We start from the raw sequence: 23,684 nt of genomic DNA on the forward strand, positions 1-23,684 counted from the left end.
GCTGCTGCCGCACCGAGGGTGGCGCTGCAGGATCCCAAAACCTAAACGAACGATTAATAACGATACGATAACAGCACCACAAAGTCGAGGACCAATCCACCACACGCCTCACTGGACACACAACCGCCACACTAAGCACCCCCGCAACTTCTGACCAGCGGGTTTTATTTTTGTGAAAACCGTCACCTAGGCATTAGCGCAGGCCGTAAACGCGATCAAAAGTGTCGTTTACCTCCGCTGCTAGCGCCTGCACCGTCTGGTGGCGCACGCGAGCGATGCATTCATATGTGTGCCCGATAAGAGCCGGTTCATTGCGCTGGCCCCGGTAAGGCTCTGGCGTCATATATGGCGCATCGGTTTCCACCAGAAGCTGGCCGGCCGGTGCCTTCGCCGCCGCCTGCCGCAGCTCGGCATTGCGCTTGAAGGTGACGTTGCCGGCAAAGGACAATACGTAGCCGCGCTCCAAGGCTTCCTCGGCGACTTTCAGCGGCGAGGAAAAGCAGTGCAGCATAACGGTGTCGGGTGAGGGGGCGTCGGCAAGAATGCGCAGCAGGTCCGCATCCGCCTCGCGGTTGTGGATCATCAGCGTCTTGCCATGGCGCACCGCAAGGTCAATATGCCAGCGCAGGGATTCCTCCTGCTGGGCCATGGTCGCGGTGGTCTCCGGCTCGTGGTGGACCCAATAGGCATCGAGGCCGGTCTCTCCCACTGCTACGCAGCGCGGATCCGCCACCATCTCCTCCAGCGCCACCTTCGTGGGTGCATCCAACTCATTGGCGCGTACCGGGTGGATGGCACAGGCGGCATAGACATCCGGAAAGACATGCGCGGTAGCCAGCGCCGCTGCTGATTCACGGCGGTCATCGCCCACCGTCACCATGCGGCTAATACCGGCGGTGCGCGCGCGATTAACCAGAACCTCATCGGTGTCCTTGTGAGAAAACAGGTGCGTGTGCGCATCGATGAGGCCGCTTAGGCCCGGTGCCGGAACGGGAGTGGGACGTCGCTTCTTTTTAGCCATACGGGCAATTGTAATATTGGCTGCCATGTTGATCAGACCCGCCGGCCTTGCGGATGTGCCCGCCATGACCGAGACCCTCAACTGGGCCATCGAGCACACCGACGTCATCTTCCGCACTACCCCGGCCAGCATCGCAGAACGCGAGGCCTACCTGCGCCACATCTGGGAAGAGGGCTGCCCGTGCTTCATCGCGGAGTCCGATTCCGGTGCCTACCTAGGGTGGGCTCTCTACCATCCTTACCGCGATCCGCAGGTGTGGACCGGCTGCTATGAGACGACCATCTATCTCTCCCCCGCCGCTCAGGGCCAGGGCGTGGGCACCGCGTTGCTGGGTGCTTTGGTAGATGCGGCCCGCGCCGATACAAAGGTTCATTCCCTGCTCGCCCTCATCGTTTCCACCAATGCGGCATCGCTAAAGTTGCATGAAAAGTTCGGGTTTGAAAACGTGGGTACTCTTAAAGAGGTTTGCTACAAGTTCGATCACTGGTTGAGCCTCACCCACCTACAACTTCTGGTGTAAAGGAATTTCTATGCATATCCGTCCTGCTGAGCTTGCCGACGCCCCCGCACTCACCGCTATCTACAACGCCGGCTCCGCAGCGAAACCCGCCGCTAACCTGGTCACATGGCAAGAAGATGTGTCTGACCGCGAAGAGTGGCTCAAGGAGATGTTTAAGGCTGGCTCCCCAGTCTTTGTAGCCGTGCACGATGATGAAGTCATTGGCTGGGCGGCCTACTTCCAGTTCGTCACCCCCGCCATCTATTACGGCACCGTGGAAGATTCCGTCTACATTGCGCCCTCCGCTCAGGGTAAAGGCGTGGGCTCCGAGCTTCTCGACGCCCTCATGGACGTCGCCGCCGACGACGCCTACGTGCAGACGATGATCACCTATATCGTCGATACCAACGAGGGTTCTATCGCCCTGCACAAGAAGTTCGGCTTCACCGAGACCGGCCGCATGCCAAATATCCATACCAAGGATGGCGTCCGCCTCGGCCTGGTGCACCTCCAGCGCGATTTCGAGCGCTAAACCACCCTTCCTGGCAAGGATTCGGGTATTTCGTACTCCTTCCTTCCAGACCGGAATACAGAAACGGCCGCGTTACGCCCTTTTCTCTGTTGGAAAAGAGGCAATAACGCGGCCGTTTTAGGTGCTATTACTTAGTAACAGGCGCCCACTCCGGGCCAGTCTCGCCCAGCTCTGGGTCAAGCTTAGAGATGAGCGGCTTCGGCTTGGCCAAGGCGGTGCCCGGCTCTACCTGGATGCGCTCCCACTTTGCCTGCTGCTGGGTGTAGTCACCCATGATGACCGGATACTCGTGGCCCTCTGGCGGCAAGCCAGCACCGACGAGCTCTACCGGGATATCGTCCTTGACATCATGGACCTCCGGCTGGGCCGCCCACACGCCCTCGCGGCCCAAGGTTTCATGGACCTTCTGCGCGGTAAACGGCAGGTACGGCGTGAGCATGACATTGCAGTCAGAGACCACCTGAAGAGCAGTCCACAGCACGGTAGCTAGACGCTCGCGCTGGGTCTCATCCTTGGCCAGTTTCCACGGCTCTTGGTCTGCAATATAAGCGTTGGCTTCGCCGACGACGTGCATGATGGCGGTAATCGCCTGCTTGAACTTGGACTGTTCCAGCAAAGAACCGGCGGTCTCGAAGGTCTCTTCCGCCAGCTGCAGGATTTCCTTATCCTTTTCTTCCAGCGCTGCTGGTGCTGGAACCTCACCGAAGTTCTTAAACGCCATAGAAACGGTGCGGTTGACCAGGTTGCCCCAGCCATTGGCCAGCTCATTATTGATACGGCGGACAAACTCATCCCAGGTAAAGTCCGTGTCGTTATTCTCCGGACCGGCCACGGCGATGAAGTAGCGCAGGGCATCTGGGCCAAACTCCGCCAAGAAATCCTTGACATAGATGACAACGCCCTTGGAGGAGGAGAACTTGGAGCCAGACATGGTCAAGTACTCAGAGGAGACGATTTCCGTGGGCAGGTTCAACTCGCCGTACTGGTGGAGTTCACCGCCCTTGTTGCCCTTGCCGGCATAGCCCAGAAGCTCGGCCGGCCAGATCTGGGAGTGGAAGGTGATGTTGTCCTTGCCCTGGAAGTAATAGTGGCGTGCCTCCGGGTTCTGCCAGAAGTCCTTCCACGCCTCAGGCTGACCAGTGCGGTATGCCCACTCGATGGAGGAAGACAGGTAACCGATGACCGCATCGAACCACACGTAGAGCTTCTTGGCGTTATTGTCCTGCCAGCCCTCAACCGGGATCGGAATGCCCCAGTCAATATCGCGCGTCATGGTGCGCGGGCGCATATCCTCCAGCAAGTTCAGGGAGAACTTCAAGACGTTCGGGCGCCAGTCCTCACGGGTGGACAGCCATTTTTGCAGCTCGTCCTTGATGGAGGGCAGATCCAGCAGGAAGTGCTCGGTTTCAATGAACTTTGGGGTCTCGCCGTTGATCTTGGATACGGGGTTGATCAGGTCCACCGGGTCGAGCTGGTTGCCACACTCATCGCACTGGTCACCGCGGGCGCCATCCGCGCCGCAGATAGGACAGGTGCCCTCAATATAGCGGTCCGGCAGGGTGCGTCCGGTAGACGGAGAAATAGCGCCCTGGGTGGTCTCTTTGAGCATGTAGCCATTGGCATACAGGCCCTTGAAGAGTTCCTGTACCACGGAGTAGTGGTTACGGGTGGTGGTACGAGTAAAGAGATCGTAGGACAGGCCGAGGTTGGCTAGGTCAGTGACGATCTGGCGGTTGTAGCGGTCTGCGAGCTCGCGAACGGACACGCCTTCTTTGTCCGCTTGAACCAATAGCGGAGTGCCGTGCTCGTCCGTACCGGAGACCATGAGTACGTTGCGGCCACGCATTCGCTGGAAACGTGCAAAGACGTCAGAAGGAACACCAAAGCCGGCCACATGACCGATGTGGCGCGGGCCGTTGGCATAGGGCCAGGCAACATTTACTACTACAGACTCAGTCATGGGTTCTACTGTATCGAAGCCGGCTCTTGTCCACACGATCAGGGCAGACATTTACTCCGCAGGTGAACCGTATTTTCAGAACAAAGCGCCCACCGCTTCCCCACTGCTGAGGAAACGATGGGCGCTATGAAAGCAACCGCAAAGGGCGCTAGCTACTTGCGCTTCATCGGGTGCTTGAGACGCTCGTTGCGGCGCTTCTTGAGTACCTGCGTGCGCTGGTACTCGCGGTGCAAGCGGCGCTCGCGGGCCATCTTGCGCTGGAACTGCTGTGCCTCGCGGTACTCGAGGTAAATAACATCCTCGCTCAGTGCCTTGTAGATGGCGAACATCAGGCCAACGACAATGAACAAGAATGGCAGTGCAGCAACGATGGTGACGTTCTGCAGGTTAGACAGTGCGTCCTCATTAGCCAGAAGCAGGGTCAGGCCTACCAAGGCAGTCAGTGCGCCCCATGCCGCGGATAGCCACGGCTTAGCGGTAGAAGCACCATTTTGGGACATGGAGCCCATCACCGTGGATGCGGAGTCCGCAGAGGTGACGAAGAAGGTAGCCAGAAGAATTGCTGCAACAATACCGGCAATGAAGCCGCCGGGCATGGACTGCAGGAGATTGAACAGCTCTTCCTCAGCAGACTCGCCGGTGATGGATTCGCCGTTTTGCTCCATGTGGATAGCGGTGCCGCCGAAGATAGCGAACCACAGGGTGGATACGCCGGCTGGAATAAGCAGGACGCCGAGGCAGAACTCGCGGACGGAACGACCGCGGGAGATGCGTGCCAGGAACATGCCCACGAATGGGGACCAGGAAACCCACCATGCCCAGTAGAAGATGGTGTAGCCGGACAGCCACTCACCGGCGGCGCCGTTTTCGGACTCGGCCGTGCGGCCAATCATCTCGGTGAAGTAGTTGAGGTAGTTACCGATGGAGCCAGGAATCTGGTTGAGGATGGTAACGGTCGGGCCCAAGATGAACACGAAGATGGCCAGCACTGCGGCGAGGACCATGTTTGCGTTGGAAATGTACTGAATGCCCTTGCCCACGCCGGACATCGCAGACAGGAGGAATGCGAGGGTAAGGACCAGAACGATGCCAATAACCACGGAATTGGTGGGGTTATCGATGATTCCGGATGCCTTCAAGCCGGCCTGAATCTGCAGGGCACCCAGGCCCAAGGAGCAGGCGGTACCGAAGACGGTGGCGAAGATGGACAGGACATCGATGAACTTGCCCACCGCACCATTGGCGTTACGCTCGCCGATAAGCGGCACGAAGGCCTGGCTCAATAGCTGCTTGCGGCCAATGCGGAAGGTGGAGTACGCGATGGCCAAGCCAACGATGGCATACACCGCCCAGGGGTGCAGCGTCCAGTGGAACATGGCATAGGCCATGGACGATCCAACGTTGCCAGTGCCCTCGCCCGGGGTGCCGTCACGGTAGTTAGCCAGCGGCTCGGAAGCGCCGTAGAACATCAGGCCAATGCCCATGCCGGCGGCGAACATCATGGCAATCCAGGATGGCGTGGAAAATTCCGGCTCCTCATTAATGCGGCCCAACTTGATGGAGCCGAACTTGGAGGCGGCAATAAAGACAACGAACACCACGAAGACGGTGCCGAAGAGGATATAGGCCCAACCGAAGTTGTCCACAACCCAGGTCAGGGCCGAAGAGGAGAAGTTGGCAAAGCTATCCGGGGCGGCCAAGCCCCACACAACGATCGCGGCAATCAGCACGCCGGCGATGCCCACGATGGACCAATCGATAGGCATATTGTCACGATCGGCCGCGATTTCCACCTCAGGATCGTCATAGCGCTCCGGGTGGAAACCATCGGAGTGAATCATATCCTGAAGCTGGCCGGTGGCAGATTGTGCGTCCAGCTGTTCGTCTACAGTCTGATAATTCTCAATAGGCTGCCCGCTCGAAGAAGCAGAGGCCGGCTGCGCCTGTGCGCCGACCGGTTCCTTTCCTTCTTCTGGCACGCCTGTGCCCATGTTTTCCGAGTTTGTCATGAGCTATACAGTGGTGCGGAACTACTCAATTATCAAACGAAGCACGTAGAAACTTCGCTGCTCAACGCCGTTTCCCAGGGATTTTCCACGATAATTTAAAAGGTTTTTACGCTTCATTTCCCCATGTAAATACCGCTTTAAGCCGCCTACACGCCCGAGCACTATAACAATTCAATTACAAAGCCCCGTTAGTGAAACCGTCTAGGAACGATGCGGGGTGTGACGTAATCGAAACGACCGGTGAGGCTAGGCCTTGCGTGCGTCCAAGGCGGCGTCGTAAAGCTCGCGGTTGGAAACCTCAGTACCTTTGGCTACCTGCTTGCACGCGTCCTTCAGCCGCATCCCCGCCTCCGCTAGCTCGAGCGCCTTGGGCACCAAGTCTGCGGCGGTAGCGGCAGCGGCTGTACCGCCCTCGATCACCACGGTGATCTCTCCCCGAGCACCGTCTACTGCCCACTCGGCAAGCTCACCCAAATTGCCGCGGCGGATTTCCTCATAGGTCTTGGTCAGCTCCCGGCACAACGCGGCCGGGCGGTCGGCGCCGAGAATTTCCGCTGCCTCGGCCAGGGTTTCGGCCACGCGGTGAGGAGATTCGAAGAAGACGATGGCTCGCTTTTCGTTGCGCAGTGACTCCAGCCACGCCTTGCGGGGACCGGGCTTGCGAGGAGGAAAGGCGTCGAAAAGGAAGTGCCCCACGCCCAGGCCCGAAAGCGCCAGGGCCGTCGGCACCGCGGAGGGGCCGGGAAAACAGGTCACGGGAATATCGCGCTCGGCTGCAGCGGACACAAGGGACAGGCCCGGATCAGAAATAATCGGCATTCCGGCATCGGTGACGACGAGGACGGTGCCTGACGCGGCGGCGTCGATAAGCTGCTGGGCCCGGTCCTTTTCATTGTGGTCAAAATTGGACACCACTCGCCCGGAAATCTCGATCCCTAAGGCCTGGGCCAGATTGCGCACGCGCCGGGTATCTTCGGCCGCGATGACGTCCGCATGCTGCAAGGCATGCATTAAACGCGCGGAGGCATCTCCTACGTTTCCCAACGGCGTGGCGGCGAGGATTACCCCGCGCGGTAGTGGATCCAGACCTAAAACAGACATGCCTCTAGCATTCCATACTCTCTAATGCGCGGTTGCGCTACGTTGTCGCCTAGACTCAACCAAGTGACTATTGCTACCGCTGCCCCATCGCGCCCCACGCACGACACCGTGGCTCCGCCAGCACCCCGCGCCTATCAGTGGGGCAAGGCTGACTGGATAAGCACTAGCGTCGTCGGCGTCCTTGCGCTCATTACCCGTTTTGTCGGACTTACTGCGCCCGTTTCCAAGGGCACGCCCGTCTTTGATGAAAAGCACTATGTTCCCCAAGCCTGGGACATGGTGCGAAGCTGGGATAACCTTTTTATCGGCGGCATTGAAACCAACCCCGGCTACGGGCTGGTGGTTCACCCACCGCTGGGCAAGCAGATCGTGGCACTTGCCGAATGGATCTTTGGTTATTCCCCAATGGGCTGGCGTTTTATGACGGCGCTTTTCGGAGCAGCCACCGTGCTCTTGACGATGTCCCTGGCCCGCCGAGTCTCTTCATCCTGGCAGGTAGCAACCCTAGCTGGCCTCATCGCCGTATTTGATGGCGTGCTCTTGGTCTCCTCCAAGTTCGGCATGCTGGATATCTTCCAGGTCTTTTTCGTGGTAGCCGCCGCCTGGGCGCTCGCCCGCGATCATAACCAGATGCGCGAGCGCCTCCACAACGCGTTTGTGAAGGACCGGATGGGCTCGTCCGCCTTCGGCCCGCGCTTTGGATTCCGCTGGTGGCGCCTCCTTGCAGGCGTCTGTCTTGGCCTTTCCCTGGGCGTGAAGTGGTCCGGGCTGTACTTCATCATGTTCTTTGGCCTGATGTCCGTCTTTAGCGACCTTGCCTTGCGCAAGCGCTATGGGGTACGCCGCTATATCCTCGGCACCCTGGTGCGCGATACCCCTGCTGCCTTGGCCTCCCTTGTGCTCGTGCCGGTACTGCTCTACGCCTGGACCTGGCGGGCGTGGTTTTCCTCCGAAACCGCCGTGTACCGCCATGCCAAGGTGGATGGCACCATCGAGGATGGATCGTGGCTGCTGAACCTGCCCGATTCCTTAGCCGGCTGGTTCTACTACCACTCCTCTGTCCTGGAATTCCACGCCAGCCTGACCTCCTCCGGCGGCCATCATCACCCGTGGGATTCCAAGCCTTGGGCCTGGCTCGTTGCCGCCCGCCCGATCTTGTACTACTCCTCCACCGACCTGCAGTGCGGTGATGGCAGTAACGAATGCCGCAAGATGCTCTACCTCTTTGGCACCCCGGCCATCTGGTGGCTGGTCATCCCGGCCGTGCTGTGGGGCCTGTGGTCGCTCATTATTCGCCGCAACCGCGCCTTTCTTATCCCCTTGGTGGGCTTTGCGGCAGGCTTCTTGCCTTGGCTCGCGGCCTTTGACCGCCAGATGTACTTCTTCTACGCCACCGCTTTTATCCCCTTTGTCATCGTGCTTATTGCGTTAGCTTTAGGCCAGCTCATCGGGCATGGCAGGCCTGTGCGGTGGGGATGGCTGAAGAGCTTGGCCGGCGGCCCCGTACGTTGGGGCACCATCGCCGCCGTGTTCTACCTAGCCCTGGTAGTGGCGATGTTCTTCTACTTCTCCCCCATTTTGTACGGCTACAAGATTCCAGATTCCTGGTACCACTCCATGATGTGGCTGCCTAGCTGGACTTAACCTGGCCAGAGCGGAGTTTATTGCGGCTGCGCGTTGAGGGACTTCCACCACGCGCGCACCAGGTAGCCCTTTTCCGCCGCCCAGGCCCACGCCAGGCTCAGAGTTGCCAGTGCGGTGGCGATAAGGAAATACACCTGCTCAATGGTTACGGTACCCAGCGCTATATCGCGCATGCCAAAGCCGAAGAGGAAGGCAAACATGGTCGCTGAGACTGGCAGCAGTCCGGTGACCGCGGCGGGGCGCCAGGCGCTGAAGAATAGACCACAGGCCATGCCGAAGCGCACTGCCGCGCCCTCCATCAGCAGGTTGGCTCGCTCCGGATCCGCAGTAGGATCCAAAATCTTTCCTTCCGCGCCCAACGGTACGAGCCCGGAGGCGTGCACAATGAGCACCACTGCCCAGATCGCAAAGATTGCACCCATAACCACCATGGCGGCGCGTGCGACCGTGAGGTTAGCTTGGCGCGCGCTCGAGGTACGCCGCCATTCCGGCTCCACACCGGCCAAGATGACATCAGAAAGATCCGTGGGCGGCGCCATGCCGGAATCCGCAGGCTCCACAAAGCTCAATGAACGCGATAGCGCGGCCGCCTTGTCGCGGAAAGCGCGGCATTCGGTGCAGCTTTCCAGGTGGGTATCAATGACGTCCTGGGACAGATCGGAGTGCTCTCCATCCATGTGCGCGGAGATTGCCGCCTGGACCTGGCTATGCGTCAACATTGCTGAGCACCCCGTCCATGCTGGCTCTACCGGAGCCAAAAATTACGATCATCAGCAGGGATAGCAGCAATACCAGTGGGTATTCGATTCCGCCGTCGGCAGCAAAAAGCCCGTGGCCCAGGTGCACGAAATAGAGGGCACACCCCATGAGCAATGCGAGTGCCCCGGCGACAAAAGTGGTGAGCAGACCAACGACGAGGAATGCACCGCCGGCCATCTCCCCGATGGCGGCGATATAGCCGGAAAGCTGTGGCTGCGGCACCCCTAGGGCGGAAAATTGCCCCACGGTTTCATCCATGCCGGTCATAAACATCTTGTCCACGCCGTGTGCGATAAAGATTAATCCGAGGACCGCTCGAAAAATAAGCAGTGCGGCATCGCGTACGGCAGGTCTATTCATGCTGAACAGATTACCCTGAACCCCTCACCCGATGCGAAGGCAATGGACTACACCCATACTCCTGGGAAATTCACCCTTTGGCGGGGGAAGGAAAAGAACACGGCCGCGCAGGCTGTTTCAATGGAAACCACGCACAAAAGATAAAAGGAGAACACCATGAGCGAACCAACTACGCAGTCCGAAGAGCGCACCACCTTGGTCTATGACGATGATGGCCTGGGCCGCCCGCCTTGGGCGATGTCCTCGCCGATGTTAAAGGAGTATTACGACACCGAATGGGGCCTGCCCATTTTCGATGAAGCTGCACTCTACGAGCGCTTGAGCCTCGAATCTTTTCAGTCCGGCCTTTCTTGGGCGGTGGTGCTCAAGAAGCGCGAGGCCTTCCGTGCGGCCTTTTGCAACTTCGATCCGGACAAGGTCGCCCAATTCGACGAGGCGGACGTGGAGCGTTTGCTTGGCGACGCCTCCATTATCCGCAACGAAACCAAAATCCGCGCCGCGATTAATAACGCCAAGGCGACCATCGCTCTGCGCGAGGAAGGCGGGCTGGCGGAGTTCATCTGGGCCTACCAGCCTCCGGAGAACCTCTACCCCACCGTGATGGAAGATATTCCGAAAAAGAGCTACGAGTCGAAGCTCATGTCCCGCGAACTCAAGAAGAAAGGCTTTCGCTTCGTTGGACCGGTTACCTGTTTCGCCCTCATGGAGGCCATCGGCATGATTGATACGCACCTTATCGGCTCCCATCGCCGCGGTACCTCCGGCGTGTGGCTGGAGAGCGGCGTGCCGAATTATGGCCTAGCGCAGGAATACAACGCGCTCGCGAACTCGCAGACAGCGGGCGCTGACGAGCTTCACGACGCTGCTAGCTAGTCCGCCTCGCGCGCTTATCCAGCGCGGCGGGCCGCTAGGTCATCGCGACGGCCATAACCATCGGGCCCGGCGTGCGGGCCGTCAAAGTCGCCGTCCTCACCATCGCTATAGCTCAGCGGAAGGTGCACGAAGTCCGGGCTCTCATCGTCGATTTCCACAACCACGGCGCCCGGGCGGCGCAGGTTGCGCGGAATCTTTAGCTCTTCATCCTCGGCGTTGCGCACGCCCAAACGGGCGCGGCGCAGGTGGCGCACACGGCGGCGCATCAGTGCCTGTTCCTGGCGTACCTGAGAGCGAAGGGCGATCAAGTAGGCCACGGTGAGCACGCCAGCGACGGCAGCCAACCACCAAGTCCAGCCACCGACCACAATGCCCAGGGCTACTGTGAGCACCACGGCCACAGCCAGCCCCAACAGGGTGCGCTGACGTCGCTGGTAGCGCGTTGCAGACTTTTCCTTTTCCGCTACCGGATCCCAGCCACCGCGGCCCAAGCGACGCTGGGCAAACTCGACCTCGTCCTCGGACAGGTCAGTATCCATGCCGGCTTCGTCTGCGTCCGCGGCCGCTGCTTCGTTCTCGGAGCCCTCAGCCTCGTCTGCCGTCTCCACGCCGGCGGGATCTGCGGAGTCATTCTCACTGGCCTCGGCCTTGTCAACGGCTCCCGGATACATGAGGTCTACCGGCGAGGTATAGGTTTCGTCGTAGGCATATGCATCGCTCGCCACGCTTGAGACAGCTGGGGCGCTAAAGACCTCAGCCTCGGCGGCGGCAACATCGGAGGCTTTGTCCTTAGTGGGCTCGTCCGCGGCGTCGTCCTCGTCCTCAAGGAGCACGTCATCGACATCGTCCGTCTCTGCGGTGTTGGCTTCCTTGTCCGCATCAGCCTGCTGAGAGGCAGGAACCGCAGTTGCCTGAACCGCAGCTGCCTGGGGCTCGACTGCAGACGAGTCTTCTTCTGCAATCGCTTCTTCCACCAATTCGCCGTCGATAGTTTCTGCCTGTTGCGTGAATTCTTCACCGGCGGTGGAAGCGGATGCAGCAGTAAACGCCCGGCTTCCGCTACCGAAGGGCTGGGACTTGGCCCGGCGTGCGGCACCGGCAATGGTTACGGAGCGCGACGAGGACTTGGTGGCCTCGGTATCGGATTCACTGTCGGCAGCGTCTGCAGCCTCGACGACTTCGTAGTCCGCCTCGTCCTCATCGTCACGGCGGTGGACGTCGCCGGCACGCAGGCGCGGACGACGCCGGCCGGCGACCTTGCCGGAATCTCCTTCAAAGAGGACCCGGGTATCTTCAAAGGCCTCACCGGTATGGCTCATTGGGCGGTTATTCCTACCCAGTAGCCACGGTGCGAGTACGAAGAGCCACACCACGATGATCGCGATAATCGGCACAGCTGTCGACACGAAAAGGACCTTCCCCTTGAATACAGATGATTACTCCACCTTAAACGGTGAAACCGCACCGTAGCACCCCAAATTCGCGCAAATTACAATGTTGTGACTTATGTGAAAAATGAGGTCGGATTCCCAGCGATTGGGACGCTATTTCACGCCAACCGTCCAGCTTGGCGGAGACGCTCCACCGCCGTAGAGGCAAAGTCTTCTTTCACCAACGCCACGTAGTGGTGGTCCTGCCACGCGCCGTCGATATGCAGATTGCGCCGCAAATACCCCTCATGCCGGAATCCGTTGGCGGCCAAGACGCGACCCGAGGCCGGATTGTGCTCCAGATAGGTGGCGGTCACGCGGTGTAAACCCACTCGCCCGAAGGCGTGGTCCACGCCCAAGGCGGTGGCCGCCGTAGCCACTCCGGCGCCATGAACCGCGGAATAGACCCAGTAGCCAATCCAGCAATCGCGAATGCTGCCATGCTGAATATTTCCTAGGGTCACCTGCCCGGCGAACTTTCCCTCCACCTCAATGACAAGCGGGATCACCAGCGCCTCACGCGCGGCGGTGCGCAGGTACATCAGGTGATTCCACCACGCCTGCTGGCTATGCGCCGCCGCCCACGGTGCGGCTTGGGTCGGCTCGACCGGGCGGAGGGAGCATTCATCGTCGATGCGCTGACGCCGCCACTCGTGGCCGTCGGAACGCAGCAGGGGGCGCAAACGCATCCGCGCCCCCGAGGGAAAGACAGAAGAGGAGGGAAGCTGGACAATAGGAGTGGATTCCGGCCACCCCGGATGCATGTCATCGGTGGGGCCGGTAGCAGGATGGCGGAACCTATCCGCCGCGTTGCCGAAAGGATCGAGCATTAGCTGCGCTGGGTCAAAAACAACACATCAACCACATCGCCCGGGCGGATTTCCGTGACCTCTTCCGGCACGCGAATCATGGCGTTGGCCTCTGAGAGGCCGGCCAAGAGGTGGGCTGGGGCACCTGCGGCACCGCCGAGGCCTTCTACCAAATAGTCCGCAGTTTCGGCATCGCGCATCAGGCGAGCACGGATGAAGCCGCGCCGGCCGGGGCGGGAATCGATGTGGTTCAACGCGCGCGCACGCACCACGCGGCGGTGCGCATTGCGCTTGCCCAGCGCCAAGCGGATGAGCGGGCGGATATATACCTCAAAGACCACAAGCGCGGACACCGGATTGGACGGCAGCAAGAAGGTAGGAATGCGCTCCTCTCCCACCAGCCCAAAGCCTTGGACGGAGCCGGGGTGCATGGCCACGCGGGAGGTATCGACATCACCAAGATCGTCGAGGATCTCGCGAATGGCCTCGGCGCCAGCGCCGCCCACTGCGCCGGAGATAACCAGCACCTCGCTGCGGGCAATGTGCTTTTCCAATGCTTCGCGGATGCGGCGCGGCTCGCCCTCGGCAATGCCCACGCGGTGCACCTCCGCCCCGGCTTCGCGGGCCGCGGCGGCCAAGGAATAAGAGTTCACGTCAAAAACCTGGCCCAGTGCCGGTTCTTGGTCCAAGTCAACCAACTCGCGGCCAAAAGAAATAATGGTAATACGCGGCCGCGGGTACACCAGCACCTTTGAGCGGCCTACCGCGGCTAGAAGGCCAATCTGAGCTGGACCCAAGACGGTGCCGGAGGATACGGCGACATCACCAGGCTGGATATCGTCGCCCACTCGGCGCACAAAGTCACCAGAGCGCACCGGGCGGTGGGCGGTAACGCGCTTGCGACCGCGGTCGGTCCACTCGAGGGGCAGGACGGCGTCGGCAAGCGTGGGCAAAGGCGCACCCGTATATACGCGCACCGCTTGCTTAGGTTGCAGGCGCAGCGGCTGCTTGGAGCCGGCCGGAACCTCACCCACCACGGGCAAGGAACGCTCTACCTCCGGCTGCGGGGAATCCGCATCCTCTTCGCCCTCGGCGGACTGTTCTTCCTGGTCCTTGTGGCGGCGCACCCGCAGGCCCCGCTCGCCACCGATATCCACGGCGCGCACCGCGTAGCCGTCGATAGCCGCCTGCGGGAACCCCGGCAGGGGTTGATTAGCCTGTACCTGCTCGGCGCACATCAAACCCAGCGCGTTGGAAATACCGATGCGCACCGGCTCCGGCGTCGTCGCCGCATCCGTTACCAGCGCCAACTGGTCATCAACTGAACGCATAAGGTCTATGCCCGCCCTTTCTTCGCTTCCACGTCCTTGGCCACTGGGAAGAATCCCTAGGCTAGGCCGTGCTCGTCCTCATACTCGGCCATGATTTGCTTAATCGCTTTATACAGCGTGGGACCATACTTTTCATCGCGCAGGCCAAAGTCCACGTTGGCGGGGATATAGCCGCCGGGATTGCCCAAATCATGGCGCTTTCCTTGGTGGACTACCACGTGGACGGGCTCGCCTTCCTCAATGAGGAGCTCGATGGCGTCAGTCAGCTGCAGCTCGCCGCCCTTGCCCGGCTTAATGCGGCGCAGGGCATCAAAGATCTTGCGGTCCAAAAGGTAGCGGCCGGTGGCCACGAGGTTAGAAGGAGCATCCTCTACCGCTGGCTTTTCCACCATGCCCACGACCTTCTTCACGCCAGGGGCATCGGTATCCTCCACGTCAAAGACGCCGTAGTTGTAGGTCTGCTCGCGCGGGACCTCGAAGGCGCACAGCACGCTGCCGCCCAATGCCGCGCGCACGCGCGCCATATCCGCCATGACGGTGGCGGGCAGCACAATGTCATCAGGGAGCATGACGGCGAAGGAATCCTCGTCTTCCCCAAGCACCTCTTCGGCAAGGCCCACCGCGTGGCCCAAGCCCAGCGGCTTTTCCTGCTCCACCGCAACGGGGTGAATGATCTGGTTGGCGCGCTTGACCTTGGCCACCTGCTCGTCCTTGCCGCGGGATTCAAGGGTCTCTACCAGCTCGGGGAAAGCCTCGAAGTGGCGCATGACCTCTTGCTTATCGGGCGCGGTAATCACCGCAAGGCGGCGCGCGCCGACAGAGGCCGCCTCCTCTGCGATGAGTTCGATGCCGGGAGTATCAACAACGGGCAGCAGTTCCTTGGGAACCGTCTTGGTGGCGGGCAAAAATCGGGTGCCCATACCTGCCGCTGGAACTACAACCGTGGTGATTCCGCGGGCGGAATCTTCGCGTTCTATAGCCATGCACAATAGCGTACAACGCCACATTATTTTCCCGTGCACCGCTACGCCGCGGGGTTATGATTTATTTATGACCTCTTCCATCACCGCCAAAAACGAGCTGCGCGCCCGCTTGGTCCAGGCCCGCCGCGAACTTTCCTCCGAGGACCACGATGCTTTCACCGCCGCCGTGCGCAAGCATCTCGAATCCGAGCTCACCGAGTCCATGACCGTGGCCGCCTACTGGCCTTTGGGCTCCGAGCCCGGCGGTGCGGACTTTGTGCCGTGGCTCAAGGCGCATGTCTCCCGCGTCCTCCTGCCAATTTCCGGCGAGAATGGCACGTTGACCTTTGCCGAATACCGCGGCAAGGAAGCCATGCACACCAGCCCACTGGGATTGAATGAGCCCCAGGGCCCAAGCTTTGATAGCAGCGTGCTGGCCGAGTGCGACCTGGTGCTCGCCCCTGCCATGGCAGTAGATGCCAAGGGCAACCGCATGGGCAAGGGCGGCGGCTACTATGACCGCGCGCTAGAGCCGCTTCCCCACGGCAAGCCGCCGGTTTTCGCCATGGTCTACCCCTCCGAGTTTGTAGACGAGCTGCCTACCGAGGACCATGACCGCAAGGTTGATGCCGCCGTCACCGCAGAGGGCATCACCCGCTTCTAGTTTTTAGGGTGCGGGAACCATGCGCGGTTTCGGGCAGTCTAAAAGAGTATGCCCACTTCGCGTATGCCCCGCCTCGTTTCCACCCTTCGTACCCCTGGCCACCGCCGCGGCGTTGTAGTGCGCCGCGCCATTGCGGTGGCCCTTCTTATTGCCGCGCTGGCTTCGGCCTTATCTGCGGCCAAGGAACTGCCGCGCGTTCCCGTCTTTAGCCGCGATCTGCCTGCGGGCGCGGAGCTGGCGCTTGCCGACGTCGACTTGGCCCGCCTTCCTTCCTCCTCCATCCCCGATTCCGCGGTAGCGGCAAAGCCAGAAGAACTCACCGGCCGCGTTATTACCGCCGCAGCCGGCAAGGGCGAAGTGATTACCGATGCTCGCCTTCTAGGAGAAGAACTTGTCTCTAGCTTGGTGGGCGGCTCCGAAGACGCGGCCGCGCGGATGATCCCGGTCAAGCTCGCCGAGCCAGACATCATCCCCCACCTACACCATGGCGATACCGTGGACGTGGTAACCGCCGTCGATGCCGCCTCCTCCCCTTCTGATGTTGGAGAGGGCGAGGCGCCCACCGCACCCACCGCGCGCGTTATCGCCACCGGCGGGCGCGTGGTGTCAACCTCCAGCGCCGAAGGCGAGGCCTCTTCCTCGACCGTTTTGCTCGCGCTGCCCCATGACCACGCCAATGATGTAGCCGCGGCGTCGTTAAGCCAACCACTCACAGTCGTTATTGTGGGTGACCGCGCCCACCCACAGCAGAGCTAGACCTTTTCAGACACAGCAGTTGTGGTTGGTTACCGGCTGCACTAATGTTTCGCGGTGTCCATGGTTTTTAACTACCCTTAGTTATTCCCAGAAAGGTTTGTGCATATCACCATGCTCAAGGGTTTCAAAGACTTCATCATGCGCGGCAACGTCATCGAACTTGCCACCGCAGTCATCATTGGTTCTGCCTTCACCGCAATCGTCAAGTCCGTCACGGACTCCATCATCCAGCCGATCATTAACTCCCTCGGCTCCGCTGAGGTTGGTGCCGTTGGCTTCCACATCACAGATGCCGAAAACACCTTCGTGGACTTCGGCGCCGTCATCTCCGCAGCGATTAACTTCCTCATCATCGCCGCAGTGGTCTACTTCCTCATCGTCATGCCGATCAACAAGCTCACCGAGGCCGCTAAGCGCCGCCACGGTGTGGACCCTGAGGCCCCTGCCCCAACCTCCGAGGAACTGCTCGCGGAAATCCGCGACCTGCTCGAGGCCCAGAATGTCTCCGATAAGGACATCCCGGGTACCGGCATCGACGGTTCCACCCGCGGTGCTACCGACGCCGATTACGGTTCTACCGGCGGCGGCCGCCACCAGGCCTAGTTCCCTTCGCTGCCTGCGCAGCACAGAGCCCGTGGTTTCATTCTTCGGAAGAAACCACGGGCTTTTGTATACCTCTGTAGCTACCTACCTGCGGCCCGCCCTAAGCACTAGCCGCCGTAGTGTGGGGGCTGGTTTTCTCGGTAGAACTGTTCATCGCGCTGGCCAGACTCCCCCTCTGCCGCCACCGAATCCGCGTCATCGACGGTAACGATTCTCTCTTCATCAACACCGTGGGAAGCGGGTACTCCGGGCTTATCAGCACTACGGTCATAGCCGGCAGCATCGGATTGGCGGAATACTCGCCGGCGATTTCTCCGCGACGTCATAGAAACTGCCCTGCGATTACTGCACGCTCGATTGCTGCAGCTGGTCAATCAGGTGGTGCACCAGAGGCGCCAAGGTAGCCATGCCATCACGGACCGCAGCACGCGAGGAAGCAAGGTTGACCACGACGGTAGAACCCGAAACGCCCGATAGGCCGCGAGACGTGCAGGCATCCACCGCGCCGCAGGCTTGGCCAGAAGAACGCAAAGCTTGAGCTACGCCCGGCACCATCTTGTCGATGACAGACCGGGTAGCCTCCGGAGTCTTATCGCGCGGGCCTACACCGGTACCGCCCACGGTGAGGACCACGTCCACGCCACCGACCACGGCGGTCTCAATGGCCTGGCGGATCTTGGATTTCTTGGAACGCACCACGATGGCGCCATCAACGCGGAAATTAGCTTCCGCGAGCAACTCGCTTACCAGCTGCGAAGTGCTATCGGATTGCTCACCAGGATGGTCAGTGACAATCACAATAAGCCCACGGCGCGGGGCAGCAAGGCTATCCTCCTGCTCGCTTGCCAGCAGGAAGGCATCATCGGGTTCGGCTACATCCATCAAGGAATCGCGCATATTCGCGCTGTCGGGCTGCGCGGAGTCGGTCACATCGTGCTGCGAATCTGGCATTTTTCTCCTTAAGTTAAGGCAGTACGGCCTTATGGCGGGGTGAGGTACGGCGCATTCAGCACCTAATGAGGTCTTGCACAGTAATTTACTCGCCTGAGAGGGTTACCTCTACCTGACGAGAATCATTCGAGTCTTCGCGGGTAACCTCCAAGGTCACCGTCGCGCCAAAGTCCTGCGATCGCGCCGCCGCGATGAGCGCATCAGCGTTTTCAATCAGGCGATCGTTGACGCGGGTGACAATGTCGCCATCCTTCAAGCCCGCCTTATCTGCTGGACCGCCCGGCTCCACCTCGGCGATGCGGGCACCATTGCCGTCGTCACGCGCCAGCACCTTCACGCCAAGGGTCGGGTGGGAAACTTTGCCGTCATTAATGAGCTCATCTGCCATGCGCTTGGCAAAATTGGATGGAATTGCAAAGCCCAAGCCAATGGAGCCGCCCTCGCCGGAGGAGTCATTAGACAGCGAAGCAATCATGGAGTTCATGCCCACGATATTGCCGTCTCGATCCACCAGCGGGCCACCGGAGTTGCCAGGGTTTACCGCAGCATCGGTCTGAATGGCGTCAATCAATGAGGACTCGCCACCCTCCTGGGACGCGCGCACGGGACGGTTCTTTGCCGACACGATGCCCGAGGTCACGGTAGCGTTCAGGCCCAAAGGTGAGCCCACGGCCACCACCTCTTGACCCACGGCAACGGAATCGGAGTCGCCGAACTGCAAGAAGGGCAGGTCCTTGACGTCCTTGATCTTCACGATGGCTACGTCCGTATTCGCATCCGAGGCCACCACGTCAGCTTCATGCTTGCTGCCGTCATTCATGGTCACCTGCATCATGCCACCGTGCTCAGCACCGGCAACCACGTGGTGGTTGGTCAGTACATAACCATCTGGGGAGATGACAGAACCGGAGCCTTCAGCCCCACCAGTACGAGTCATCGTCTGGATAGAAACCACCGCCGGCAAAACCTTAGAGGCAACTTCTTCAACGGAACCCTGCTCCGGTTCCTTACCGGTGCTATTGTTGGCCGGCTCAGCCTTGAGGGCTTCATTGACTACAGAGGTATCGTTATTGCCTCCCCCGGAACTCATACCGACCACAGCACCGGCAATCGAGCCTGCGGCGATGGCGGCAACGGCCGCCAAAGCGGTGGCGGCACCCAAGCCGATTTTCTTCTTTTGCTCCGGCTGCGGAGGCAGCGGGGTGACCATCGGGCCTTCCTGCCCCTGACCGCTAAAGCTTTGGGTCTCCGGTGCATTAGGATAGGGGCCCAGCGAACCTAGCGTTCGCGGGTCATCACCTTCAGCACCGCCGCGCGGCTGATTCCAGCCCTGCGAATAGGAACCGGTCTCATACGCCTGCGCACCGACGCCACCATAAGGACCAGTGCCATTGCTGTAGGGGCCAGCATTTCCGGCACCCGCATCCGGCTGTCCGGTCTCCCCAAAGTTCGGACCACCCTGAACCGGCTCGGCCCTACCCGGACCTTCCTGGGATTCTCCCTCTGGGGAGTTTCCATCAAAGCCGCGGTAATCGTCATTCCTCATGTTCATGAGAAAACTATGCCTCACTTCGCTTGGTCAAGACTGATACTGATCTGCCAACCTACTAGGAATTCCTGAAAGGTTGCTGCATTACTTCACCAGTATAAACGCTTATACGCTAGCCCTGGTTAAACCAACGCTGCGCAAAGATTTCACCCCGGTCGCTTGGGTCTTCCTTACCACCCGGCAGCCCCTCATGCGGGTCTGCCAAACCGTCCACGTAAATCTCACCCGGCACAGGCTTGCCCGGCAAGATGACTTCCATGCGGGTGCCACCATCATTAGACTCGCGGATCTTGATCGTGCCATCGTGGCGTTCAATTACCGATTTCACAATGGCCAAGCCCAAGCCCGATCCCGGCATGGAACGCGCTTCCGCCGAACGGTAGAAGCGTTCAAAGACCTTCTCCCGCTCCTCCGGTGCAATGCCAGGCCCAGAGTCATCAAAGCGCAGGCGCACCTCGTGGGAGGATAGCTGCTCCATAGATACACGCACCGTGCCAGTTGCCGGCGACCACTTAGCCGCATTGTCCATGAGGTTAAGCGTGGCACGGCCCAATGCGAAGGGGTCGCCGTCCAGCTCCCACGGGATAAAGCGCACCAAGAACTCAACATCGGGACGGCGGCGGCGCGCACGCTCCAGCGAAGCCATCATGACTTCACAAAGGTCAACCGGTTCCGGTTCGCGCTCATTGCCGTCCTCGCGCGCCAAATCAACGAGGTCTCCAATCAAGGTGGAGAGCTCATTCATCTGGGACATGACGTCATCTTCGAGGTCCTTGCGGTCCTCATCGCTCATGCCAAAGCCACCACCGGCGCGATTGAGCATCATCAAAAGCTCAATATTGGTACGCATAGAGGTCAGCGGGGTCTTTAGCTCGTGTCCAGCATCGGCTACGAACTGAGACTGCTGCGAACGGGATTCCTGCAGTGCCTCCAGCATCTGGTTAAAGGAGGTGGTCAACTGCGCCATCTCGTCGTTATTGGAGACCTCAATAGGACGCAGGTCGTTGGTCTGCGTCACGTAATCCACCGCTCGCTTCAGCCGGGCGATGGGTTGCATACCGGTTTTGGACACGATGAGGCCTGCAAAAATGGCGAGCACGATACCAAGGGCAACGATAATCAGTAGCACCGTGCCCAAGATGGCTATGAGCTCTTGCGTAGATGCGAGAGACTGAGCGACGACCACGGTAGAGCCGAGATCATGACGCTTGGCCAACACCCGCTCGCCGCCGACGGTACGCACGGAAGTTTCCGTGTAATTCTCCGTCCGGTGGAAGTCCCCGCCCACAGGAATGGTGTCGCCGTAGGAAAAGCTCATGGAGGGCGGTGATAGGGCTACACGGGTGCCAGGGTTATAGGACTTAAAGTCCTCGATTTCCTGGTCCACGTTATCCATGAACCGCGGGTCTTGGCTTTGCCGCAACAAGACATCGGCCTTGGCCTCCAAGCGGTCATCGACGGAGGCGGTAAGGGACATAGAAACTACCCAATACGTTGCCAACGTCATCAAGGCAACGGCTACGGCCACCACAAGGCCAGTAACAGTAGCAAGGCGCCACCGCAGTGGCGCCCGTGAAGCCCAACTCCCCTGACTATCAGAGAACTCGGTAAGAGGGGTGGACTGTGCTTTCCCGGAAGCCACCGCAAGGGAAGCGGGCTTCCTTAAAATCACGGATTAGACTCCCTCAAAACATAGCCCACACCACGGACGGTGTGGATGAGGCGAGCGTCGCCCTCGCCCTCGGTCTTCTTACGCAGGTAGCCGATATAGACCTCGAGAGCATTGCCGGAGGTAGGGAAATCGTAACCCCATACCTCTTCCAGGATCTTGCTGCGGGAGAGAACCTTGCGGGGATTTTCCATCAGCAATTGCAGCAGCGCAAACTCGGTGCGGGTCAAGGAAATGGCGCGGCCACCGCGGCTTACTTCGCGGGTATCGGCGTCAAGCTCAAGGTCCTCGAAGCTGAGCTTGCTTTCCACCGGGGCTTCAGCCGCGATGGAATCTGCAGAGGCACGCCGTACCAAGGAGCGCACGCGGGCCAAGAGCTCTTCCAATGCGAATGGCTTTGGCAGGTAATCATCCGCGCCGGCATCGAGGCCAGCCACACGGTCCGAAACACCATCGCGCGCAGTCAGCACGAGGATTGGACGGTCCCAACCCTCACTGCGCAGGGTGCGGCATACCTCAAGGCCATCCATGTTGGGCATCATGACGTCCAGAATCAACAATTCTGGATTCTCAGCGCGCACCGTCTCGACGGCTTCCAGGCCGTCGTTAGCGGTCAGCACTTCGTAGCCGTTAAAACGTAGGGAACGGCGTAGCGATTCGCGGACGGCTTGTTCATCATCCACCACAAGGATTTTCATAGTCCTAATTATTACTGATGGCAGTCAACTTCATGAAGTTAAGAGAAATATTTACCCCCCATAGCCCCCCAAATACGGTTAAAACATGCTTATAGGAGGTTTCTAAAGCTAAAAAATCCCCGCCCAGCCCTCTAAGGAGAGCGGACGGGGAGATTTAAGAGCCAGCTTAGAACTGCTCTACGTCAACCAGGCCCAGCTTGGCAGCCTTAACCAGGCGGCGCGGGATGCGAACGGTCTGGCCGTCGATGGTGACTTCCTGGAGGGCTACGTTGTCAGCCTTCCACTGGGAACGGCGTGCGTGGGTGTTCGCACGGGACTTCTTAAACTTAGGAGTTGCCATTTTCTACTCTCCTCCTTACGCGTTCTTCTTCTTGCGGCGTGCCATGCCACCGAAGCGCTGGTTGAAGCGCTCGACGCGGCCGGCGGTATCCATAACGCGCTGTGCACCAGTCCAGAACGGGTGGGACTCAGCGGTAACGTCAACGACGATCAGGGGGTACTCGTTGCCGTCTTCCCACTCAACGGTGCGGTCGGAGGAAGCGGTGGACTTGGTCAAAAAGGAGTGACCGGTACCAGCATCGCGGAAGACTACCGGGTGGTAATCCGGGTGAATATCTTTCTTCATATATATTCCCTCAGGGTTGGACTACGGGTCGGTTCCACACGCTTAGTGAGGATCGTGCCCGAGTTGGGACGTACAAATTTCACTCTGTTAACCGCGCGCCGCGTGGCACGGGTCAACAACCTGAATTATCCTACAGTCAACTAACCCATATACGAAATCCCCGACCAGCGGCGACCACACATTTCACTCACGTTTCTTGCATCACGCTTGGCGGCACCCCACAGGCAAACACCACCCCAGCACGGCAAACGGCTCACTTGCCACAGCAAGATAGCGATTAGGTAATTCGCGTCCGAGGCTGTAAGATTTTCCCTTGCTGTTGTCAAAATATACGTTTTACGCCCCGTCTACTGGTGTTTGACAATGGCGCCGCACCCGCTCACACCTCACTTTTGAGCACTGCCACCCTCACACGGCAGTCGGCGCTTCATTGTCTATAGCCATGATGTGGGCGGCTAGGAGAAAGAAGACCCATGTCGGCTATTTGCCAGGTAACGGGCCGCAAGCCGGAATTCGGCAAGCAGGTCTCGCACTCGCACCGCCGCACTTCGCGCCGTTGGAACCCCAACGTGCAGCGTCGTCGCTACTACCTGCCCTCTGAGGGCCGTACCATCACCCTGAATGTTTCCACCAAGGGCATGAAGATCATCGACCGCGATGGCATCGAGTCCGTTGTGGCTAAGATTCGCGCACGTGGGGAGAAGATTTAAGTATGGCACGTAACGATATCCGCCCAATCATCAAGCTTAAGTCCACTGCGGGCACCGGTTACACCTACGTGACCCGTAAGAATAAGCGCAACAACCCGGATCGCATCACCTTGAAGAAGTTCGATCCGATTGCCCGCAAGCACGTCGAATTCCGCGAGGAGCGATAATC

Annotated in this window: 26 protein-coding genes; 9 read left to right on the forward strand and 17 right to left on the reverse strand. The window is 59.9% G+C overall.

Features of this window, described 5'->3' with window-relative positions; genetic code table 11:
- Positions 1-193 precede the first annotated feature (193 nt).
- Positions 194-1,048: a TatD family hydrolase gene (locus ACKFRY_RS10520; RefSeq protein ID WP_005323765.1), complete on the reverse strand. Its 855-nt coding sequence runs from the start codon at positions 1,046-1,048 to the stop codon at positions 194-196.
- Here ACKFRY_RS10520 and ACKFRY_RS10525 point away from each other — a divergent pair.
- Together ACKFRY_RS10525 and ACKFRY_RS10530 are read left to right on the forward strand one after the other, a co-directional pair.
- The gene (locus tag ACKFRY_RS10525; RefSeq protein WP_005323767.1) at positions 1,047-1,541 is read left to right on the forward strand and encodes a GNAT family N-acetyltransferase; all 495 of its coding nucleotides are present in this window, start codon (positions 1,047-1,049) and stop codon (positions 1,539-1,541) included. The genes ACKFRY_RS10520 and ACKFRY_RS10525 overlap by 2 nt on opposite strands.
- A gap of 10 nt (positions 1,542-1,551) precedes the next feature.
- Positions 1,552-2,052, forward strand: a complete 501-nt coding sequence (locus tag ACKFRY_RS10530) for a GNAT family N-acetyltransferase (protein ID WP_005323769.1) — start codon at positions 1,552-1,554, stop codon at positions 2,050-2,052.
- Between the two features lie 127 nt (positions 2,053-2,179).
- Here ACKFRY_RS10530 and metG read toward each other — a convergent pair whose 3' ends face one another.
- The 3 genes from metG to rsmI form a co-directional block, all read right to left on the reverse strand.
- Positions 2,180-4,012, reverse strand: coding sequence for a methionine--tRNA ligase (gene metG, locus ACKFRY_RS10535; protein ID WP_084771677.1), 1,833 nt, complete (start codon positions 4,010-4,012; stop codon positions 2,180-2,182).
- Positions 4,013-4,164: 152 nt separating this feature from the next.
- The gene (locus tag ACKFRY_RS10540) at positions 4,165-6,021 is read right to left on the reverse strand and encodes a BCCT family transporter (protein WP_408922823.1); all 1,857 of its coding nucleotides are present in this window, start codon (positions 6,019-6,021) and stop codon (positions 4,165-4,167) included.
- 246 nt (positions 6,022-6,267) lie between these two features.
- Positions 6,268-7,122, reverse strand: coding sequence for a 16S rRNA (cytidine(1402)-2'-O)-methyltransferase (rsmI, locus tag ACKFRY_RS10545; protein WP_408922824.1), 855 nt, complete (start codon positions 7,120-7,122; stop codon positions 6,268-6,270).
- A gap of 24 nt (positions 7,123-7,146) precedes the next feature.
- Between rsmI and ACKFRY_RS10550 the strand changes: the two genes are divergently transcribed.
- Complete coding sequence (locus ACKFRY_RS10550; RefSeq protein WP_408922825.1) at positions 7,147-8,766, forward strand: dolichyl-phosphate-mannose--protein mannosyltransferase; 1,620 nt, start codon at positions 7,147-7,149, stop codon at positions 8,764-8,766.
- Positions 8,767-8,783: 17 nt separating this feature from the next.
- Here ACKFRY_RS10550 and ACKFRY_RS10555 read toward each other — a convergent pair whose 3' ends face one another.
- Both ACKFRY_RS10555 and ACKFRY_RS10560 read right to left on the reverse strand, forming a co-directional pair.
- Positions 8,784-9,485, reverse strand: coding sequence for a zf-HC2 domain-containing protein (locus ACKFRY_RS10555; RefSeq protein WP_408922826.1), 702 nt, complete (start codon positions 9,483-9,485; stop codon positions 8,784-8,786).
- Positions 9,472-9,885: a DoxX family protein gene (locus ACKFRY_RS10560; RefSeq protein ID WP_049379053.1), complete on the reverse strand. Its 414-nt coding sequence runs from the start codon at positions 9,883-9,885 to the stop codon at positions 9,472-9,474. Before ACKFRY_RS10560 ends, ACKFRY_RS10555 begins: the two co-directional genes overlap by 14 nt.
- Before the next feature lie 156 nt (positions 9,886-10,041).
- Between ACKFRY_RS10560 and ACKFRY_RS10565 the strand changes: the two genes are divergently transcribed.
- On the forward strand, positions 10,042-10,758 hold the full coding sequence (locus ACKFRY_RS10565; protein WP_408922827.1) for a DNA-3-methyladenine glycosylase I: 717 nt from the start codon (positions 10,042-10,044) through the stop codon (positions 10,756-10,758).
- 14 nt (positions 10,759-10,772) lie between these two features.
- On the opposite strand, the gene glpR is transcribed toward ACKFRY_RS10565, so the two are convergent.
- The 4 genes from glpR to ACKFRY_RS10585 form a co-directional block, all read right to left on the reverse strand.
- Complete coding sequence (gene glpR / locus ACKFRY_RS10570; RefSeq protein ID WP_408922828.1) at positions 10,773-12,164, reverse strand: gephyrin-like molybdotransferase receptor GlpR; 1,392 nt, start codon at positions 12,162-12,164, stop codon at positions 10,773-10,775.
- A gap of 143 nt (positions 12,165-12,307) precedes the next feature.
- Complete coding sequence (locus tag ACKFRY_RS10575; protein WP_408921355.1) at positions 12,308-13,018, reverse strand: GNAT family N-acetyltransferase; 711 nt, start codon at positions 13,016-13,018, stop codon at positions 12,308-12,310.
- Positions 13,018-14,328 (reverse strand): gephyrin-like molybdotransferase Glp, encoded by a 1,311-nt coding sequence (gene glp / locus ACKFRY_RS10580; RefSeq protein WP_005329134.1) that lies wholly within the window; start codon positions 14,326-14,328, stop codon positions 13,018-13,020. The genes ACKFRY_RS10575 and glp overlap by 1 nt, the downstream gene beginning before the upstream one ends.
- A 56-nt stretch (positions 14,329-14,384) precedes the next feature.
- On the reverse strand, positions 14,385-15,311 hold the full coding sequence (locus ACKFRY_RS10585; protein ID WP_179386230.1) for a UTP--glucose-1-phosphate uridylyltransferase: 927 nt from the start codon (positions 15,309-15,311) through the stop codon (positions 14,385-14,387).
- 67 nt (positions 15,312-15,378) lie between these two features.
- Between ACKFRY_RS10585 and ACKFRY_RS10590 the strand changes: the two genes are divergently transcribed.
- From ACKFRY_RS10590 to mscL, 3 genes are all read left to right on the forward strand, one after another.
- Positions 15,379-15,954, forward strand: a complete 576-nt coding sequence (locus ACKFRY_RS10590; RefSeq protein WP_005329136.1) for a 5-formyltetrahydrofolate cyclo-ligase — start codon at positions 15,379-15,381, stop codon at positions 15,952-15,954.
- A 48-nt stretch (positions 15,955-16,002) separates the two neighbouring features.
- On the forward strand, positions 16,003-16,710 hold the full coding sequence (locus ACKFRY_RS10595) for an SAF domain-containing protein (protein WP_373366763.1): 708 nt from the start codon (positions 16,003-16,005) through the stop codon (positions 16,708-16,710).
- Positions 16,711-16,821: 111 nt separating this feature from the next.
- On the forward strand, positions 16,822-17,313 hold the full coding sequence (gene mscL / locus ACKFRY_RS10600) for a large-conductance mechanosensitive channel protein MscL (RefSeq protein WP_040425139.1): 492 nt from the start codon (positions 16,822-16,824) through the stop codon (positions 17,311-17,313).
- A gap of 107 nt (positions 17,314-17,420) precedes the next feature.
- On the opposite strand, the gene ACKFRY_RS10605 is transcribed toward mscL, so the two are convergent.
- From ACKFRY_RS10605 to ACKFRY_RS10635, 7 genes are all read right to left on the reverse strand, one after another.
- Positions 17,421-17,639, reverse strand: a complete 219-nt coding sequence (locus ACKFRY_RS10605) for a hypothetical protein (RefSeq protein WP_005329139.1) — start codon at positions 17,637-17,639, stop codon at positions 17,421-17,423.
- 16 nt (positions 17,640-17,655) lie between these two features.
- A complete protein-coding gene (locus ACKFRY_RS10610) occupies positions 17,656-18,210 on the reverse strand; it encodes a molybdenum cofactor biosynthesis protein B (RefSeq protein WP_150850821.1) in 555 nt (184 codons plus the stop codon).
- Between the two features lie 139 nt (positions 18,211-18,349).
- Positions 18,350-19,816 carry a trypsin-like peptidase domain-containing protein gene (locus tag ACKFRY_RS10615; RefSeq protein WP_408922829.1) on the reverse strand — a complete coding sequence of 489 codons (1,467 nt, stop codon included), beginning with the start codon at positions 19,814-19,816 and terminating at the stop codon, positions 18,350-18,352.
- Between the two features lie 109 nt (positions 19,817-19,925).
- Positions 19,926-21,485: an ATP-binding protein gene (locus tag ACKFRY_RS10620; RefSeq protein ID WP_408922830.1), complete on the reverse strand. Its 1,560-nt coding sequence runs from the start codon at positions 21,483-21,485 to the stop codon at positions 19,926-19,928.
- A complete protein-coding gene (locus ACKFRY_RS10625; protein WP_005323792.1) occupies positions 21,482-22,180 on the reverse strand; it encodes a response regulator transcription factor in 699 nt (232 codons plus the stop codon). Before ACKFRY_RS10625 ends, ACKFRY_RS10620 begins: the two co-directional genes overlap by 4 nt.
- Before the next feature lie 166 nt (positions 22,181-22,346).
- Positions 22,347-22,520, reverse strand: coding sequence for a 50S ribosomal protein L32 (gene rpmF / locus ACKFRY_RS10630; RefSeq protein ID WP_005279913.1), 174 nt, complete (start codon positions 22,518-22,520; stop codon positions 22,347-22,349).
- 15 nt (positions 22,521-22,535) lie between these two features.
- Positions 22,536-22,805 carry a type B 50S ribosomal protein L31 gene (locus ACKFRY_RS10635; RefSeq protein WP_005323793.1) on the reverse strand — a complete coding sequence of 90 codons (270 nt, stop codon included), beginning with the start codon at positions 22,803-22,805 and terminating at the stop codon, positions 22,536-22,538.
- A 473-nt stretch (positions 22,806-23,278) separates the two neighbouring features.
- Here ACKFRY_RS10635 and rpmB point away from each other — a divergent pair, with 473 nt between their 5' ends.
- Both rpmB and rpmG read left to right on the forward strand, forming a co-directional pair.
- Complete coding sequence (gene rpmB / locus ACKFRY_RS10640) at positions 23,279-23,515, forward strand: 50S ribosomal protein L28 (protein ID WP_005279911.1); 237 nt, start codon at positions 23,279-23,281, stop codon at positions 23,513-23,515.
- Positions 23,516-23,517: 2 nt separating this feature from the next.
- Positions 23,518-23,682 (forward strand): 50S ribosomal protein L33, encoded by a 165-nt coding sequence (rpmG, locus tag ACKFRY_RS10645; RefSeq protein WP_005279910.1) that lies wholly within the window; start codon positions 23,518-23,520, stop codon positions 23,680-23,682.
- Positions 23,683-23,684: the final 2 nt, after the last annotated feature.

Source organism: Corynebacterium tuberculostearicum, assembly GCF_046097255.1.
Lineage (GTDB): Bacteria > Actinomycetota > Actinomycetes > Mycobacteriales > Mycobacteriaceae > Corynebacterium > Corynebacterium tuberculostearicum_J.